20 protein-coding genes are annotated in these 17,276 nt (G+C 52.7%); 3 read left to right on the top strand and 17 right to left on the bottom strand.

Annotation, left to right across the window (positions count from 1 at the left end):
• Positions 1-163: 163 nt before the first annotated feature.
• From ET33_RS20240 to ET33_RS20205, 8 genes are all read right to left on the bottom strand, one after another.
• The gene (locus tag ET33_RS20240) at positions 164-1,066 is read right to left on the bottom strand and encodes a Gfo/Idh/MocA family protein (RefSeq protein ID WP_036685838.1); all 903 of its coding nucleotides are present in this window, start codon (positions 1,064-1,066) and stop codon (positions 164-166) included.
• 4 nt (positions 1,067-1,070) lie between these two features.
• Positions 1,071-1,955, bottom strand: coding sequence for a sugar phosphate isomerase/epimerase family protein (locus ET33_RS20235; protein WP_235206767.1), 885 nt, complete (start codon positions 1,953-1,955; stop codon positions 1,071-1,073).
• A 15-nt stretch (positions 1,956-1,970) separates the two neighbouring features.
• On the bottom strand, positions 1,971-3,029 hold the full coding sequence (locus tag ET33_RS20230) for a Gfo/Idh/MocA family protein (RefSeq protein WP_036685834.1): 1,059 nt from the start codon (positions 3,027-3,029) through the stop codon (positions 1,971-1,973).
• A gap of 40 nt (positions 3,030-3,069) precedes the next feature.
• Positions 3,070-3,939: a sugar phosphate isomerase/epimerase family protein gene (locus ET33_RS20225; protein WP_036685832.1), complete on the bottom strand. Its 870-nt coding sequence runs from the start codon at positions 3,937-3,939 to the stop codon at positions 3,070-3,072.
• Between the two features lie 48 nt (positions 3,940-3,987).
• Entirely contained in the window at positions 3,988-5,340 is a 1,353-nt protein-coding gene (locus ET33_RS20220) for a helix-turn-helix domain-containing protein (protein WP_036685830.1), read from the bottom strand.
• Between the two features lie 105 nt (positions 5,341-5,445).
• Positions 5,446-6,648 carry a M20 metallopeptidase family protein gene (locus tag ET33_RS20215; protein ID WP_036685827.1) on the bottom strand — a complete coding sequence of 401 codons (1,203 nt, stop codon included), beginning with the start codon at positions 6,646-6,648 and terminating at the stop codon, positions 5,446-5,448.
• Between the two features lie 24 nt (positions 6,649-6,672).
• Positions 6,673-7,740, bottom strand: a complete 1,068-nt coding sequence (locus ET33_RS20210; protein ID WP_036685826.1) for a dihydrodipicolinate synthase family protein — start codon at positions 7,738-7,740, stop codon at positions 6,673-6,675.
• A 3-nt stretch (positions 7,741-7,743) separates the two neighbouring features.
• A complete protein-coding gene (locus ET33_RS20205; RefSeq protein WP_036685823.1) occupies positions 7,744-8,760 on the bottom strand; it encodes an NAD-dependent epimerase/dehydratase family protein in 1,017 nt (338 codons plus the stop codon).
• Between the two features lie 251 nt (positions 8,761-9,011).
• On the opposite strand from ET33_RS20205, the gene ET33_RS20200 reads away from it, so the two are divergent.
• Positions 9,012-9,635, top strand: coding sequence for a hypothetical protein (locus tag ET33_RS20200; protein ID WP_036685820.1), 624 nt, complete (start codon positions 9,012-9,014; stop codon positions 9,633-9,635).
• A gap of 99 nt (positions 9,636-9,734) precedes the next feature.
• Here the strand turns inward: ET33_RS20200 and ET33_RS20195 are convergent, their stop codons facing one another.
• The 3 genes from ET33_RS20195 to ET33_RS20185 form a co-directional block, all read right to left on the bottom strand.
• Positions 9,735-10,181 (bottom strand): hypothetical protein, encoded by a 447-nt coding sequence (locus tag ET33_RS20195; RefSeq protein ID WP_036685818.1) that lies wholly within the window; start codon positions 10,179-10,181, stop codon positions 9,735-9,737.
• Between the two features lie 88 nt (positions 10,182-10,269).
• Positions 10,270-10,809 (bottom strand): DinB family protein, encoded by a 540-nt coding sequence (locus ET33_RS20190; protein ID WP_036685816.1) that lies wholly within the window; start codon positions 10,807-10,809, stop codon positions 10,270-10,272.
• A 25-nt stretch (positions 10,810-10,834) separates the two neighbouring features.
• Positions 10,835-11,866, bottom strand: coding sequence for an NADH:flavin oxidoreductase/NADH oxidase (locus ET33_RS20185; RefSeq protein WP_036685813.1), 1,032 nt, complete (start codon positions 11,864-11,866; stop codon positions 10,835-10,837).
• Between the two features lie 110 nt (positions 11,867-11,976).
• Here ET33_RS20185 and ET33_RS20180 point away from each other — a divergent pair, with 110 nt between their 5' ends.
• On the top strand, positions 11,977-12,873 hold the full coding sequence (locus ET33_RS20180; protein ID WP_036685809.1) for a LysR family transcriptional regulator: 897 nt from the start codon (positions 11,977-11,979) through the stop codon (positions 12,871-12,873).
• Between the two features lie 37 nt (positions 12,874-12,910).
• Here ET33_RS20180 and ET33_RS20175 read toward each other — a convergent pair whose 3' ends face one another.
• From ET33_RS20175 to ET33_RS20155, 6 genes are all read right to left on the bottom strand, one after another.
• The gene (locus ET33_RS20175) at positions 12,911-13,729 is read right to left on the bottom strand and encodes an IS3 family transposase (RefSeq protein WP_152570673.1); all 819 of its coding nucleotides are present in this window, start codon (positions 13,727-13,729) and stop codon (positions 12,911-12,913) included.
• A gap of 134 nt (positions 13,730-13,863) precedes the next feature.
• Complete coding sequence (locus tag ET33_RS40660) at positions 13,864-14,007, bottom strand: helix-turn-helix domain-containing protein (protein WP_152570672.1); 144 nt, start codon at positions 14,005-14,007, stop codon at positions 13,864-13,866.
• Positions 14,008-14,016: 9 nt separating this feature from the next.
• Entirely contained in the window at positions 14,017-14,367 is a 351-nt protein-coding gene (locus ET33_RS37570) for a helix-turn-helix domain-containing protein (protein WP_161783557.1), read from the bottom strand.
• A gap of 94 nt (positions 14,368-14,461) precedes the next feature.
• Positions 14,462-14,671, bottom strand: a complete 210-nt coding sequence (locus tag ET33_RS20165; RefSeq protein WP_036685807.1) for a tautomerase family protein — start codon at positions 14,669-14,671, stop codon at positions 14,462-14,464.
• Between the two features lie 89 nt (positions 14,672-14,760).
• Entirely contained in the window at positions 14,761-15,561 is an 801-nt protein-coding gene (locus ET33_RS20160) for a putative protein N(5)-glutamine methyltransferase (RefSeq protein ID WP_036685805.1), read from the bottom strand.
• Between the two features lie 101 nt (positions 15,562-15,662).
• Positions 15,663-16,514, bottom strand: coding sequence for a nucleotidyltransferase domain-containing protein (locus ET33_RS20155; protein WP_036685804.1), 852 nt, complete (start codon positions 16,512-16,514; stop codon positions 15,663-15,665).
• Positions 16,515-16,764: 250 nt separating this feature from the next.
• Between ET33_RS20155 and ET33_RS20150 the strand changes: the two genes are divergently transcribed.
• Positions 16,765-17,217, top strand: a complete 453-nt coding sequence (locus ET33_RS20150) for a GNAT family N-acetyltransferase (RefSeq protein WP_036685801.1) — start codon at positions 16,765-16,767, stop codon at positions 17,215-17,217.
• Positions 17,218-17,276: the final 59 nt, after the last annotated feature.

Raw genomic sequence — 17,276 nt, 5'->3', positions numbered from 1 at the left:
ACATAGCAATGCTAAGGTGACAGGCTCCTCCGGGTATTTCCTATTTGATTTTCCAAGGATAGCTAACGTTACGATACTAATACGCAAGGATGCGATTTCGGTTTCAAAAATGCTGCTAGAAAAATCCGGTTTGGGGGAATAACGCGGAACCCCCAAGCTACGGCTACAACATGACCCGCTGTCCTGTCGCCCGGCTTTCGTTGGCGGCTTCGAGGAAACGGATGATCTCCACCGTCTCCATCAGCGGAATGCCCGGTTCTCCCGTCCTGAGCATCTTCATGACCTCGACCAGCAGGCTGGAATAAAATGGTCTGCTGTCCTTGTACACGTCGACCAGGCGCGGTCCTCCGCCGGTGTGCAGCGTGGCGCCGAAGCTTTGACCGGGCCGCCGGCTGCCCCGCACCGTACCGATCCGGCCGTCCTGCCAGATACCGGTAATGATGTCGAAATCGTCGTTCGCCGTCACAGCCACTTCTCGGCATCCCGCCCCCATGACGCGGTACAGCAGCTCGGCCGTATGAATTCCGTACCAGTAGTACCCCGGCTGCGTCGGTTCGAGATGCATCGGCCCGAAGGCATCGGCTCCTGTAATGGCTCCGTCAGCTTCCGCCAGAGCGTTGACGAGCCCTTCAGAGTACCGTAGCGCCGAAGCGCTCATGACCGGAATATCGTATTGCTGCGCAAGCTCGGCGATTTCATACGCCTCCCGCGAGCTTAGCGCGAGCGGCTTATCGATAAATACCGGCTTGCCGTAAGGCGCAATGGCGCGAAACTGCTCCAAGTGCACCCGTCCGTCGGCCGATTCGAGCATCAGCGCATCGACCGTTTCCGCGACGGCTTCCGGCGTTTCCATCATGGAAACGCCATATTGCCCGCGCAGCTCTTGCGTAAAGCCGTCGACCCGGTCCATGCTGAGCGGGAAGTCGGCGGAGCCGCCAGGATAAGCGGCAATCACTCTTCCTCCCGGCACATGGTTAGCATCCGACGGGTCGTTCAGCAGCTTCGTGAATGCCGTTACGTGCGACGTATCGAGTCCGATTATGCCTATGCGCAGCGTCGCATCCATGTGCTTAGCCTCGCTTCCGGTACGCTTCGATAAACTGAATCGCTTTGCGGATATCTTCCTCCGGCTGATCGCCGACTTCACGCTCGATCGTCAAATAGCCCGTATACCCGATGTCTTGCAGCGCTTGGAAGTACGCGTCGAAATCGACGGCACCCTCGCCGGGAGGCAGCTCCCGGAAAAATTCGCCCGCGCTTACCATCCGCGCGATCTCCTCGTGATCCATCGGCTTATATCCGAGGGAGCCGTAGATGGCGCGAGGGTCCGCTTCGCGCAGCCGGAGCCCGTCCTTCACGTGCGTATGGACAATGTACTCTTTAAGAGTGTACACGCCTTTTGCCGGATCGTCGCCGGTCACCATGACCATATTGGCCGGGTCAAAGTTGACCGCCATTCCTTTGGAGCCGAGGCTATCCAGGAAGCTTTTCAGATGTGCGGCGGTTTCGGGGCCGGTCTCGATGGCAAAAAAACCGCCGACGGACGAGGCATAGCGGGCCAGTTGGCCGCAAGCGTCCTGCATCTCGGCATAGATTGGATCGGCCGGGTCCTCCGGCACCAGACCGATATGCGTCGTGACGATATTCGTGCCCAGATCAAGCGCCAGATCGAGAATCCGCTTCGACATTTCAATTTTGGCCGGATTCGCTTCCTTGTCTTGGAAGCCGTGCCCGCCCAAATCGCCGCACAAAGCGGAAATTTCCAGCCCGATCGAATCGAGATAAGCCTTAAGGTCTTTCCGAGCGGCCACGTTCAAGTTCGCCGGGTCCATTTCCCCCTTGGTGGCCCAAATCTGAACACCGTCGGCGCCAAGCTCCTTGGACTTTTGCAGGCTCTCACGCAGCGGCAGCTTGAAGCTGTCCGAAATAACTCCGATTTTGTTCGTCAATGCCATAAGCATCGCTCCTTCCTATAGCTCGATTTCCCGCCCTTGGACGGCCGATTCGTAAATGGCGCACAGCATTTTCATCACTTCGACGCCGTCTTCCACTGGACTCCGCGTTTCCGTTCGTCCGAGCGAGCTGTCGATAAAATAGTTGATCTCCTGCTGGAACCCGGCAATAAAATCGAACGAAGGATGGTCTACCTGCGGCGCGACGTTTAGAATCGTATCGTACTTCTCCGTAATGATCGCAAGCTCGGGCTCCAGTTCCGCGCCGCCCTTGTCCCCGTACAGCTTGACGGACAACTCGTCCTTCTTCGCGTGCAGCGTGAAACTGACATCAACCATGAGGCTCGCCCCGTTCTCGAAGCGGATAAGCGCATTGGCCATGTCCTCGACCGTATTGAGCGCCCCGTTGTAATCCGCGGCTTTGTAGAATTCCAAGTGCTCCACGTTCGAGCGGTTGCCGAGGCGGTTGTACGTATTGGCCGAGACCGACTTGACCTTCGGCTTGCCCATCAGGTACCAGCAAATATCGATAATATGCACGCCAAGGTCGATGACCGGACCACCGCCGGAGCGCTTGATATCCGAGAACCAGCCGCCCGGGTTGCCGAGACGGCGCAGACAAGAGACTTTGGCGTAATAAATCTCGCCCAGATCGCCCGCATCGATAAATTTTTTCAAGATTTCCGTATTGCTGCTGTACCGGCGCACGAAGCCGACCTGCAAGAGCTTGCCTGTCCGCCGCACCGTTTCTTCGACCTTCAAAGCTTCGGCCACCGTCTGGCACAGCGGTTTCTCCACGAGCACGTGCTTGCCCGCTTCGAGCGCCGCGATGCTGATCTCGGCATGAGAGTTGTTCCAAGTGCAGATGCTGACGCCGTGAATGTCCGGCAGCGCCAGCAGGTCACGGTAATCGGTGAACACTTTGGCTGCGCCGTACGCTTCGGCCTTCGCTTTTGCCCGTTCCTCGTTCAAATCACAAACGGCATAAATCTCCACTTCCGGATGATGGCTGTAGGCTCTAAAATGCTGCTCCGAAATGGAGCCCGCTCCGATAATTCCGATTTTGATTTTGCTCATCGTTCCCCTGTTCCTCCTGCTTCTCCTGTTGTTTTTCGGATTACACTGCGGCTTCCTGCCACAACCGGCGGACGTTGTCCATAGCGATTCTCGAACCGGTCCTCGGGTCTTCCATGCCTTCGAATTCGACGGACAAATACCCGTCGTATCCCGAAGCCTTCAGCACCCGGATAACCTCCGGCATATCGATGTCGCCTTGTCCGACGATGGCGCCCCGCAGGAAGTTGCCGTGGGTTGACTTAAACCAGCCTTCGCCCGGATTGCGGTACGACGGGCGGCGGTAAAAGTCTTTCAAATGCACCATGGACGCAAACGGAATGTTGTTCGAAACGGCGCTGACCGGGTCCTCGTCCACGCACAGGAAATTGCCGATATCCAGCGTCGTCTTGAAGTTGGCGCGATCCACCTCGTGCACGAGCCGGAGCACCCGATCGCTCGCCTGCAGGTAGAAGCCGTGGTTTTCCACGCTTGTGACGATATCGAACTGCGCCGCATAGTCGGCGATACGGCGGCACGCTTCAACGAGCCGGGGCAAGTCCGCTTCAAATTGGCGGATCGACGTTTCGGGGATCGGGCGCGACGCCACATCGTGACGCATCCGCTTCACTCCCAGGTCGCGGGCGATATCGACCTGGCGCATCGTCTTCTCAATCTCCAGCTCGTATGCTTCCGGGGTCGCCTGCACGAAATTCGCGCCGACCGCGTAGCCGGAAATATCAAGTCCCGCTTGGTCTGCGGTCTTGCGGATATCTTCAATCAACCCTGGATTGTCCGTCAAGTCGTACCCGATCGGCACGATCTCCACATGCTCGCCTCCATTGTCGGCAATCCAGCGGATGGCTTCCGTTACGGTTAATTCCTTTTTATCGATAGCCCGGTATAAACTATAGGTGCTTAATCCCAATTTCATGCGTACATCCTCCTCAGCTAAGTCCGATATAAACGACAAGCATGCTTTTTAACGGCGAAGCAGGTCATCCAGAAAGGAAAACCGGTAAATTTGCTTCGGCCTGCCTTTCGCTCTGCCCCGTTCCTCTCCGGCCACCTCGACCAGTCCTTCATCCATCCACTGCGTGAGCAGCCGGTGGGTGCTGCGGACGGTCACGCCGAGAGCCGACGCCAGCTCGTGAACGTTATAGTCCGTCTTGCCCGTACGGGTGAGCTGGGCGACCACCCGGCTCAAATACGTCTGGGTCAAGCCGGCCTCCTCCGCTTTCCGGATCAAGGCGGCGTCCAGCAGCGACAGGCCGGCGCTAAGGGGCTCGGCCATTTCCAGCGGACCGATGACGCTCTCGTCCTCGCGAACGATGAAGCTGATGCTGCCGCCCGCGTCTTTGGCCCGCCGCAGCGCCATCCGGGCATGCGAGCCCGCTTCGTGGGCGGACCGGCCGAAGCCGATGCCGATGCTCAGCGAAAGGGAAAAGGCGTCCTGCGCCATTTTAGCCAGCGGGATATATTTGTACCCGCCTGTATGGCGCTCGAACGTCCCCCGCGTCGTGACGAACAAATATTCGTCGCCGCCAAGCGGGGTCAAGTGCCCTTCGATCGTTTCGGCATATTCGAGCATCATCCGGTGAATGTCCAGCTTCAGCCGCTGCACGTCATGCTCCGACTTCCGGAGATCGGCCGCTTTGCGGAACCCATCCACGTCGATCAAGCCCACCACAATTTGCGATTCCTTGCTGCGGCGGGATTCGGTCGACAACAGCGCCCGTTCAAGCGCGACGATGATATCCTGCTCGGTCGGCAGCACCCATTCGTTCGGCACGCCGAGCTCGCTCAGCTTCAACGATACGGAACGGAGCGCGGTTAAGCCAATCGCCGTGTTTCCCTGAGCGTGTTGCTCCGCATGAAAACGAACGATCGCTTCCGTATCCACAGGATCGCCGCCTGCATAGAACGTCAGTTCAGGCAGCGATTGGCCCAGCTCGCGGAACGTTTTCACGAACGGCTGGCGGGTCAGCGTATCGACGGACATGGCACCGAGCCGCCCCATCCGCTCCGCCCGAAACAACGACCGGTACAGTCCCGAGCCGTTCAGCGGAACAAAATGAGCGGGTACGCACAGTTGGACGCGGTCATGGCATATCTGGTATGGAAGCGGTCCCGAATATAGGATCACTTCGACGCGGTCCATCAGGTCCCGGGTCCATTGAACCGCTTCTTCCAGATTCGCATACGCCCCGGTGACGGGAACGAAAGACGGAAACGATTTCATCGCTTGCAGCATGACGGGAATCATCGGCTCCGGTCCGATCAGCGCTATCGGAATTCCTTTTTCTACAGTGGACGGACCATCAGTCCCGAACATGACAACACCGCCTTACCCATGCTTGTGTTCAATCTATCTCCATTATACCCGACCGGAGGAATCTGCCAATTGCAAAAAGGTGACGTTTTCAAAGTGACTCTTCATTTATGCCTGCCCCGATGCCGACCGCTCCAAAGCAACGGCGGCGAGCGCCGCCGCCCCGACAGGGAGACACGCTTCGTTAAGCGTAAACCGGGGATGGTGCAGTCCGAAAGCTTGCTCCGCTCCCGTCTCGGGACCTGAACCGAGCCAAAAAAAGCAGCCCGGCACCCGCTGCAAATAGACGGAGAAATCCTCGCCCGCCATCGTCGGCTCCGCCTGAATACGCCGTTCATGCCCCAGAAGCCTGTCCATGGCTCTCTCGGCGTAGGCCAGGCACTCGTCATGATTGACAAGCACCGGAGTCTGCGAAATGTAACGGAGCTCGGCCCGGCACCGGTAGCCTTCGGCGATCCGCGTCACGAGCCGTTCCAGCCGCTCCGGCATGCCGCTCTGCACCTCCAGCGCAAACGTCCGTACCGTACCGGTCAGACGAGCCCTGTGAGGGATGACGTTGTTCGCTTCCCCGGCCTGTAGGCTGCCGACGGTTACGACGGCAGGGGCGAACGGCGAAAGCTCGCGGCTTACGGCGGTTTGCAGAGATAGAACGATGGCCGAAGCCGCCACGATCGGATCGATGCACTGATCGGGGATGGCCCCATGTCCTCCTTTCCCCTCGATGTCGATCTCGATACGGTCGACGGAGCCCATGAGCGCACCGGCGCGAGTCGCTATTTTGCCCGCCGAAAGCGTCGGCAAATTGTGCAGTCCGTAAATTTCCGAGACGCCGTCCAGCGCGCCGTCCGCGATCATCGCTTTGGCGCCTGCGTTGATTTCCTCTGCTGCTTGGAACAGGAACCGCACGCTACCGTTCAAGCGCTCCCGCCGCTCCGTGAGCAGCTGGGCCGCGCCGAGCAAAATCGCCGTATGCCCGTCATGGCCGCAGGCGTGCATGACGCCCGGGCGGCGCGAGGCGAACGGCAGGCCGGTCTCTTCCGTCACCGGCAGCGCATCCATATCGGCGCGCAGCGCAATGACGGGCCCGGGTCCGCTGCCGCGAAGTTCGGCCGTCACGCCATACCCGCCGACGCCGGTCCGCACCTTAAGCCCAAGCCCGGTCAACTGCTCTGCCACCTTGCGGGACGTTTCCCGTTCGTCCAAACTCAACTCGGGCTCAGCGTGCAGGTCGCGGCGAAATGCTACTAGCGAGTCCGCAAGCCGTTCCGCCGACGCCAACAGCTTCTGACCGTCCTCATGAATCGGTTTCATTCGTTCACCCCTTTCCCCGGGAACTCAAGCCATCCAAGACGCTAAATGCTCACGGATGAACGCATCGTCATTCAATTCCGGGTAGTCCCGGTACACCCGGTCGATCTCCTCTGCCTGCCCCGGAGACAGCGTTTCGTGAGGATTCAGGCACCAGACACCTTTCATCAGCCCTTGACGGCGGAGCACCTCGTGGATGCCCGGAATGCAGCCGGCAAATCCGTGCGCCGGATCGAAAAACGCCGCGTTCGCATCCGTCACCGCCACGTTGCGGGTCAGCCACTCGCTGCCGATCGTCCCCGATTGCCGCACTCGCTTGATTTCCTCCAGCAGCTCGACCGCTTTGCGCGTCCAGACCGCCCAATGCCCAAGCAGCCCGCCGACGATTCGTTTTTCCACGGGCTTGCCGTCCACCATAAAGCGGTATACCGTCAACAGATCGTTCACGATGTTATCGTCGTTGCCGGTATACAGCGCAATCTCGTCGCGCCGGGACGAATAGCAGACAGCCCGCGCCACGTCGATCGTTTGGTACCGATTAAATGGCGCCATTTTAATCGCCACGATGCCTCGAATGGTCGCAAACTCCTTCCAAAAGTCGAAGCTGAATACCTTCCCGCCGACGGACGGCTGCAAATAAAAGCCGACAACCGGCATCTTTTCGGCGACCCGCGCCGTGCGTTCGAGGATTTGCGCCTCGCTCAAGCTCTGCAGCCCGCCCATGCTCAGCAGCCCGGCGTCATACCCGAGTCCGACCGCTGTATCCGCTTCGCTCAGCGCCTGCTCGGTCGGGCCGCAAATTCCGGCGATTTTCAGGAACGGACGCGCGATGTTGGCCCGATCGACCTCCTCAGAGGCCATTCGCAGCACTTTCTCGAACAAGTTGAACTGCGGCTCGCGGATTTCAAACTGCGTCGAATGCACGCCCACCGCGACGCCTCCGGCGCCCGATGCGGCATAATAGCGGGTTAAAGCGCGCTGGCTGCGCTCGTCGAGCTGCCGATGTTCGTCCAGCGCCAGCGGGTGAGCGGGAATGACCAGCCCTTCGTGCAGCGCCTGGGATTGTTCCGGTGACAACGGTTTTCTGCTGCCCATACGTTAAAATTTCCCCTCTCTTTCCTGAAAGTGTGTCGGTTTATTAATCATCTTGCCTTCATGCAGCACCCAGTCGGCCACCCAATCGATCATTTGCAAAAGCGATACCCGCGGATACCCGAACAGCTGCATGCATTTTGACGCGTTACTGAGCAGCGCCGTGTCCGCCTCCTGTCCGGTGAACACCGCTTCCGTTCCAAGCCGCTTGGCGAGCTCCGCAGCCGCATACCGGATCGATACCGTCTCCGGGCCGGTCACGTTCAGCACTTCCGCCCCTTGCTTGCAGCGCAGCAGCGAACGAAGCGCTATCTCGTTGGCGTCACCCTGCCAGATGCAGTTGAAATGCCCCATAGACACGTCGATCGGACGGCCTTCCTTCACCGATTTTGCAATTTCCAGCAGCACCCCGTACCGCAGATCGATCGCATAATTGAGACGGTAGATCAAGACCGGCGTTCCGTATTGATGGGAAAAATGCTCGAACACCCGCTCCCGCCCGAGACACGACTGCCCATACTCGCCGGCCGGCGACGGAGCTGTCGATTCGCTCGCTCCGCCTTGTAGGACAGGAGTCAACGGGTAGACGTTGCCGGTGGAGAATACCACGATCCGTGAATGGCGGAACTTCTCCGCCACGCGGCCCGGCAAATAAGCGTTCATCGCCCATGTAAAATACTCTCTGCCCGTGGTGCCGAATTTCGTGCCGGCCATATAAACGACGTTTTTCACGTCAGGAAGCTTTTGCAGTTGCTCATCGTTCAGCAGATCGCACGCGATCGTTTCGACGCCGAAGCTCTCCAGCTCTTCCTTCAGCCCTTGTTCTGAAAATCTCGACACGCCGTATACTTTACGGCCGACCCCCGATTCCCGGATCGCGTTGATCGCCAGCTTGGCGAGACTCGGTCCCATTTTGCCGCCCACCCCGAGCAGCATGATGTCCCCCTCCAGCGACTTCATCTCCTGCACCAAAGCTGGCGACGGCTCGGCAAGCTTATGCTCCAGTTCCTCCACGGTTCTCATCGATCAAGACAGCTCCCTTCTTCACGATTGATAGCGATTTCAATATCATCATAGCGCCAGCGGGTATTTAGAGACAAATCTTTAAATTGTCTTTAAATCGAGTTGACAACGCCCAAACATTTGCGCGCAGGATACACTTTTCACCTCTCAATGAGAAAAGTCTTGTAACATAATTGGTACAAAAAACCAAGATATGGTATATTGGTGTTGGAACGTTCCGTTTGCACGAACATGTTTGGAGGTCTTATCTGATGAAACTAAAAGTATTTCTCGCCTGTTTATTCGCGCTTGCCTTTGCGGCCGGGATCTGGAATGACGCACCGAAGAAGCACCTTGCGAAGCTGGTCAATACAACCGCTTCTCCTAGTGAAAAAAATGCGATAAGCTATGTTCCGATAACGGATGACGAATATGCATCCATCCAAAGCGCCGCAGGCACGGACAGTTTATTCATCTATAAGTTTCAAACGGATGACGAGAGTATCACCCAGATCGATTGCTGGATGGAACATTATGTAAACGGATCGTTTAAGGAGACTATGGCATCGATGGGGTCGAGTATGAGGCCCAAGCGTGAAAATAAGCTGTACTGGAGCCTGACCAACGTAAACGAGAAGGAGCAAATGTGGATTGTTTCGGTACGGGACGGAGGCAGTTTCTCCTCCAGTAAGGGCTCCATGGCCAAAGAAGCTTTTATTTCATCTACGTGGGGTTCGATGATTGGCAGCCAAAAGATCGTACCGGAGGAGCCCATTACTTTAAGCGCGATTGTACGCAAGAAGGAGCAGGGTCCGACGAGTTTCAGACCGGACCCTGACGAATTAATCAAATCGTACGATGAAGTTTATCTGCTGAAATGCCGTTTTAAATCTTAATTCAGTTGTGCATCCCCATGCCCGAGCCGCACTCTTCCATTTGCAGAAATTGCGCCTCGGGCAAGCTCTACGGCAAATATCATTGCCGACATCAACGGGTTACCCTTCCTCTTCAAGTTTCGGCTCCCGGAATGCGCCGTAGCTTTCCAAGTATTCGAAAAAGGCCTCATCCCCATTGCCTTCCAACAAATTCAGGAACGCATACGAAATCATGTCGATCCATTCTTCTAATCGGCTCACGTCCTCTTCCGCGATCAACCGGTTAGAACGGAGCATGCCGTCCGGATGAACGCCCCACGCCCGGCTTAAGTGGCACATCCCCCATACGGCGGTGACAAGATCCCGATCCAGATACGGAGCGTCCGGCCCAAGCCTCTTTTGCAGGATATACAGAGCGTACATGACCTCGTGAAAGTTCTCTTCGATCAAGCCGCGGTACGGGCGAAGCGACATCAGAAATCCGGTTTGACCCTTCGGATGGTCGATCGCCTCATCAATTGAGAAACTGTGGAGCAGCAACAGCCGTTTTGCCTCTTCTTCCGTCATGTTTTCCCTCCCACTTTCCTTTCTGTCAGCGAACCGCGTATTTAACTTCTTCGTGGAAGGACAGAACTCCTTGTAAAACGGCCGCTGATCATAGCATCCTGCATCCTTCCGGTTTTCGACCAAACTGCTGCTGAATGACATGTAAATGATGCTCCGTATGACCGACCATCACATAGAGAAGACTTCGGGCGGTCACAGCTTTATTGACCACATGGCCTACCCGTAACCAGTCGGTCTCTGCAATTGTTGTCAAAAGCGTACGTGTCGCTTGTCTGACTGCTTCGAAATCTACAAGCAACTCGGGAATTGTATGCTCCCCGAAGCGACCGTTGTTTACGTAAATATCCTGATCGTAGCCAAGAAGTTTCATGGTATCTCCGCGTGCAACGCTAAGCATCCAATAGCTCATCACACGCTCCGAATCGCTGATATGACCGAGCACTTCCTTAAAGCTCCACTTCCCCCACACATGGTGATGCGATCCTTGCTCTTCGCTAAGATGACCGAAAAAGCCGTTTATTCGGTTTCGTTGGCGTTCAAGAAAAGCCAGGATATCGTCTTCAGGCACAAGCTCGATGTACCTCGAGAAATACGGATCGTATTCGTTTTGTTCCGGTCGTTTAAGCAAGCTTTTCTTCTCCCTTTTTACATTTTTATACTTCGTAAGCGGCTCTATAAGGTTCCGCAATAGGAGTTTGCTCGTGACCGAGTGCAACCGCGGCATGAACAGCCCAATAAGGATCACGCAGCAGGGCCCGTCCAATCGCTACAAAGTCTGCTTCATTGTCGATGATCGATTCGGCCAGCAACGGATCTTCAAGCATACCCACGGCAATGACAGGCAAGCCCACCGCCTCGCGGATACTACGGGCAAAAGGCACTTGATACCCGGGGTAATTGCCCGGCTTTTTCTCTCCGGGGGGTCCTTCTCCGCCCGTACTTACATGAAACGCGTCTACCCCGACAGCTTTGTAGGCTTTGGCCAATTCAATCGCGTGATCGATATCATATCCGCCATCGGCATATTCGACAGCCGAAATACGGAAGAGGAGCGGCATATCCGCAGGCATTTCCGCTTTTACGGCTTGGATGACTTCCACACCAAAACGGGCAAGCTCTTGGCCATACCGATCCTCCCGTTTATTGGTCAACGGTGATTGGAATTGATGGATCAAATAACCGTGAGCTCCATGAAGCTCGATCGTATCTACTCCGGCTTTTACGGCACGGCGGGCAGCATCGGCAAATTTTTGGACGACGATTTGAATCTCATCGGTCGCAAGCTCACACGGCATTTGGTAAGGCGAACCCGGAAATTTTATCGCAGTTGGGGCGATAGGCACGGCCACATCTTCCGTTTTCCGTCCCGCATGAGCAAGCTGAATGCCAATTTTGCCGTTATGAGCATGTACGCCATCAATAATTTTGGCGAATGCGGAAATATGCTCATCCGACCACAAACCGAGGTCAAAATCGGTAATTCGGCCGTCGGGATCGACATCGGTCATCTCCATAATAATGAGGCCCGTTCCGCCAATAGCGCGGCTGAGATAATGCACATAATGCCAATCGTTCGGCTTTCCGTCTTTTGCTTTGACGGCATACTGGCACATCGGCGCCATCACAATGCGATTTTTTAAGTGCAGCCCCTTCAGATCGTACGAAGAAAAAAGTTTTAAAGTCATGGAAGCAGCCTCCCCTAGATTTGAAAGACGATCCTGCTTGCATCAGTATATAATCCCATGTTAACATTAATCAAATTCATAATATTCATAAGATATATGAGGTGTAGCTCATGACTATAGCGCGATTCGAGGTTTTTTCCAAAGTCATTGAGACGGGCAGCTTCACAAAAGCAGCGGAAAAACTAAACATGACCCAATCCGCAGTAAGTCACGCTGTCGCCGGGCTGGAGTCGGAATTAGGTATTCCATTGCTAATACGGGACCGTAAAAAAGGCTTCATGCTGACTGAAGTGGGCCGGAGAACGCTGGGGCATATGCGGGAAATCTTAAACCACATGGAAAAAATCAAGCAAGAAGCAGCCTTCGCATCCAATCTTGAAGCAGGCACGATACGCATAGGAAGCTTCGCAAGCGCAACAGCTTGCATCCTGCCAAAAATCATTTCGAAATATCAAAAAAAATATCCGAACATTGAGTTTATTTTCTTTGAAGGGACCTACGAGGAAATCATCGAGTGGTTTGAGACGGGTGTCATTGACATTGGAATTGTTGTACAGCACAACATGAATGCGAATCTGAATCTTTTGCCTTTAATCAAAGATCAAATGGTTGTCGCCTATCCCGAAGGACATCGATTTGAAAAGGAAAAAACAATTGATGTGCAAGAGTTAAAGGAAGAGTCCTTTATTATGCCTAAAGGAGTTTATCGGGCGCATGTTGATGAGATTTTTGCTCAGGCTAAGATAAAACCGTCGGTCCGCTTCGAAGTTCAAGATTGCGCTACCATTTCAAGTATGGTCCAAGAAGGACTTGGGATTACGATCGGGCCCGAACTATTTCTCAAAGACCAGCCAAAAATTAAATTAGGGAATCTAAAACAAGCAAATTGCCGTCATGTGGCGCTGGCTTTTCCGGCGATTCCATATGTTTCTCCGGCAGTTCAGGCCTTCCTTACCGTGGCGCAGGACCTGTTCAGTCATGAAAACGAACTTCATTCCAACGTTTAGCCTAATGAGGCTGCCGAGTGTTCTGAACTGCACCCCGTCAAGTAGNNTCCTCGAATGTAATATAGGAACCCAAGTAATACCTCTCGCACTTTAGAGTTCCCCAGAATGCTTCCATAGGCCCATTATCAATGCACCTACCAACGCGAGACATGCTCTGGGTGAGTTTCCCGCCAAATAACCTTTTGAACTGTGAAGAGGTGTATTGAAATCCCCGATCACTATGAAGCATCGGCTTGCTTCCTGGTGCTGCTCGTAAGGCAAATTTCACGGTTTGAAATACAAGGCCATTGTTGTTGGAGTGCCCTAATACATAGGAGACTACAGTATTATCATGGAGGTCTAAAACGGCGCTCAGGTAGGCCTTCTGCCCATTCCCGTATTTCAATTCCGTTACATCTGTCAGCCACTTCTTGTTTGGTGCATCTGCGTGGAACTCACGGTTTAACAGATTCTCAGCTATATGTTGAGGTGTGGAACGTGTATATTTCTTCTTTCTGCGAATGACCGATTGGATCCTAGCCAGCTTCATAAGGCGATACACGCGTTTGTGGTTAATCCGTTGCTTGATTTGTCGGCGCAGATGAAGGGTTAAGCGACGGTATCCGTAAATGCCCCCAACCTTCTCATGAAGAACAAGCATGGCCTCTATAAGCTCCTCATTTTCTTGTTCACGCAAACTAGGTTTGTGGCCTAGCCATTTATAATAACTTGACCGTGGGATCTCGGCAATCTCACACAGCAGTTGGAGGCTAAAAGCCCCTTCCTGCTGAACGGACTGTATAGCTAAGTAAACATGTTCCTGTCGGTGCCCACTTAACGTCGCCTCCTTTGCAATTCCTGTAACTTTTTTAAGAATGCATTCTCCGCTCGAAGCCGTTCATTTTCATACTCCAGTTTCTTCATTGCGAGCTTCTGGTGATCCGCTTCAGTTAACTCTTCAGCTGCCTTTTTTCGCCCTCGACCATCCTGTAATGCATCCTGTCCGCCAGCTTAATACTTTTTTACCCATTGGAACACTTGATGGTAGGAGACTTGATACTGTTCCGCGGCCTTCCGGTAGTCATGTTGATGTGTAAGATAGTAGAGGACGATATCGATTCGTTCCTGCCACGTTGTAGAGCGACCCTTTGTCATAGCTCTTGCTCATTCGTTATCCGATTTAAAGCTGCTATGACTATTATACTTGTCAATCCAACTCTTGAGTTGGGTACGACTAGCAATTTTGTATTTATCGATGATTTCGTATTGAGAATATTGACCCGAGAGATAATCGTGAACAGCTCGAAGTTTAAGTTCCACGGAGTAGCTGCTTTTACCCGTTCGGATTTCTAATCCTTCCATCCCGTACAATTCATAGCGATGTCGCCATTTCACCAAGGTATTGACACTAATGTTGTACCTTTGGGCAACTTCCGCTCGGGTCCGAGCGCCTTCTTCCCATTCCTTAATAATCGCTAATTTCTCTTTAGCGTTATATTCATTCTTTTTGGCCAAAGAAAACTCCCCTTCAAGCAGACGGTTTATTTATTTAACCTGTCTACCTAAAGGGGAGCATATCATTCCATCGGCGGCCTCGTTTTATTGTTATTCAACTCTTATCTTCCGATAACTTTCGAAAGTCATCAGTCAATATTCCAGAAAAGCCCCAATTTTCGTCCTCAATTTCTTGGATAACGATATGGGTATGTTCTGGTTTTTTACCAAGCACGTTAACAAGAGTCTCGGTAAATTCTTTTACTATTTGGGCTTTTTGTTCTCTGGTTGCACCCTTTGTTATTTGAAGATTAATATATGGCATAGTTACCCCTCCGCATCAATAAATATCCGGTAAACTCTTCATATAAAGAAATCTACTCCATCACAACTATCTTGTAAATCTTTATTTCTTTAAATCTGACCGCTTCGGCTTCCGATGATCACGTTAGCGTCCTGTTCTTCGGAACGAACCCATTTTGGAATCAATCCGTATTGAGCAAAGAGTTCGGCAGTCAATGGCGCCTGCTTCTCGCTAGTTTCCACTAGCAAATAGCCACCCTTTGCAAGCCAGCGAGGAGCTTCAGCTACTATTCTTCGTTGGACGTCAAGTCCATCGGCTCCTCCATCAAGCGCAAGCCGTGCCTCGTGGACGCGGGCTTCCGTCGGCATGAATTTTATTGCCTCGGTAGGCACATATGGGGCATTGGCTATAATAACATTGACGCGGTTATGAAGTTGAACAGGTATTGGATCGTAGAGATCCCCTTCATACACAAAACCCTGGTCCAAGTGAATATTGCGACGGGCACACTGTACTGCAGCGGGGTCGATATCAACCGCGTGCAATTCAATACGTTCCGTTAAAGCGACCAATGCTGCGCCCAAAGCTCCAGAACCGCAGCACAGGTCTAGTACTACGTCTCCTGGTCGAGTGAGGGCCACGGCCTGTCGAACTAGAAACTCGGTTCGTTGCCGGGGCACGAAAATGCCGGGATCCAACTCAATCCTCAACCCACAGAAATCCGCCCACCCGATAATATGTTCAAGAGGAAAACCGGCAATTCTGCGATCCACTAGTTTGGCGAGCTCGGTAGAATTCTTCGAAGAAGACATAAGTAACCGGGCTTCATCCTCAGCAAAAACACAACCGGAAGCGCGAAGCTTCCTAACAATCTTTTTCCAAATGGCACTTTCCTCTTCGCAATAATTCACATATCATCCTACTTTGGCATGGATTTTGTATCAACACCAGTCTACATGCTATCGCTGTTTCTCAAAATGTAGAATACTCTTATATTTAAACTATCCTGCCCTTAGTTCAGCAGACCTTTACTTTTCACTAGATTGTCTGTTTCATGAATCAGATCACGTAACAGGCTTTGAGCTTTCTCCAAACCGGTTTGGTCTTCTGTGACCAAGGTCAATATGCTATTAATTGTATTGGAGTATTGGCTTGGCGCCATGCTAAACGAATCGGCGATGGCAGCAGCTCCTTTTTCGTTCATCCAGTAAGTTTCGTTAAGTGCAAACAAAACCTGATTCAAGCAAGAGACTGCCCTAAAACAACATCCGGCAATGTAAGATAAATCATTTTTATAGTTACCCTTTTTCCCAATCTCAAGGGAGAAATGTGCTTCCCATAGAAATTTTCGAATGATCGATATTTGCAAAATGTGCGGGGAGGGATTTGTTCTGAGCATCATTTCCCCCACAACACCTGACGGGTCCCATAACACCTTACACAACGCGATTTCAGCTAAATAGATCGAATTGATAAATCCATGAGGATGTCCCGGTTGATAGTCGATTGTGATATCCCCCATGACGCATTGGTCAATTACTTTTGATACTTTACTCAGATCACGGTATAAAAAATCGACCGGTATTTGACTCACTTTCAGCCAGCCGCCACCATTAATCCACGGTCCCCAGCCGCCGATTTCTGTTACTAAGTCGTCTCTATTATCGTCATCCAAGATGGCGGCTGCCTGACGAAGCTGGGCAATGTCTAACCCACTGTTGGCGTTATAATAAATTCCAATATCAATATCGGAGTCGGGATTTTCAGTCCCTCTAGCTCTGGAACCGCCTAGAACCAGAGCATGCACGCCGTCAATTTGCTTAAGACGATCAATAATTTTAGAAATAATATTTTGCACGTCCACATCTCTCACTCCGTTCCGAATATAGCTTATTTAAATAATAATCAAATTTAGTACTTAGTGAGTATGGAAAAAATTCATTTAAACTTTCCTTCCCGCTAGCTTACCGTAAAACGAGTATCCACAAGCGTTTTTTATTGGTTAGTATGCGGATGCTTTCAACCAATTATGAGTAAAAAGAAGGAACCGGGCGGAGGCTTACCGAATGTTATGTGAAGAAACTGCTATTTTTTAACTTTCTAGGAGTGATCATATGAAAATTGTAAAACTGGCATCCCATGAACAGCCTCCAATGGACTTGCTGTTATTAGCCGACCCTTCCCCGAGTCTGGTTGAAGAATATATTCAAAGAGGCCAATGCTATGTCGCCAAAGCGGAAGAGCTTATTCTCGGTGTATACGTTCTTCTGCCCACCCGACCCGAAACCGTCGAAATCGTCAATGTCGCCGTTGATGAGCGCCATCAAGGCCAAGGCATAGGCAAAAAGCTGGTTAACCACGCCATCGAGACCGCGAGACAGCTAGGGTATAAAACGATTGAAATCGGCACCGGCAATTCAAGCATCGGTCAGCTCGCTCTGTATCAGAAGTGCGGCTTCCGCATGACCTGGATCGACAAAGACTTTTTCATCCGGCATTACGAGGAGCCGATTTATGAGAACGGGATGCAGGTAATCGATATGGTACGTCTCTCGCAAGATTTATAAGAAAAGCTTCTTATCGAAGCTTTTTCGAGGAAGATACATTCGTGTTTTAGCCGAAGCTT

The organism is Paenibacillus tyrphae, assembly GCF_000722545.1.
GTDB classification, from domain to species: domain Bacteria; phylum Bacillota; class Bacilli; order Paenibacillales; family NBRC-103111; genus Paenibacillus_G; species Paenibacillus_G tyrfis.
The sequence above is the reverse complement of the archived record's forward strand: the minus strand, read 5'-3'. Positions and strand labels throughout refer to the sequence as shown.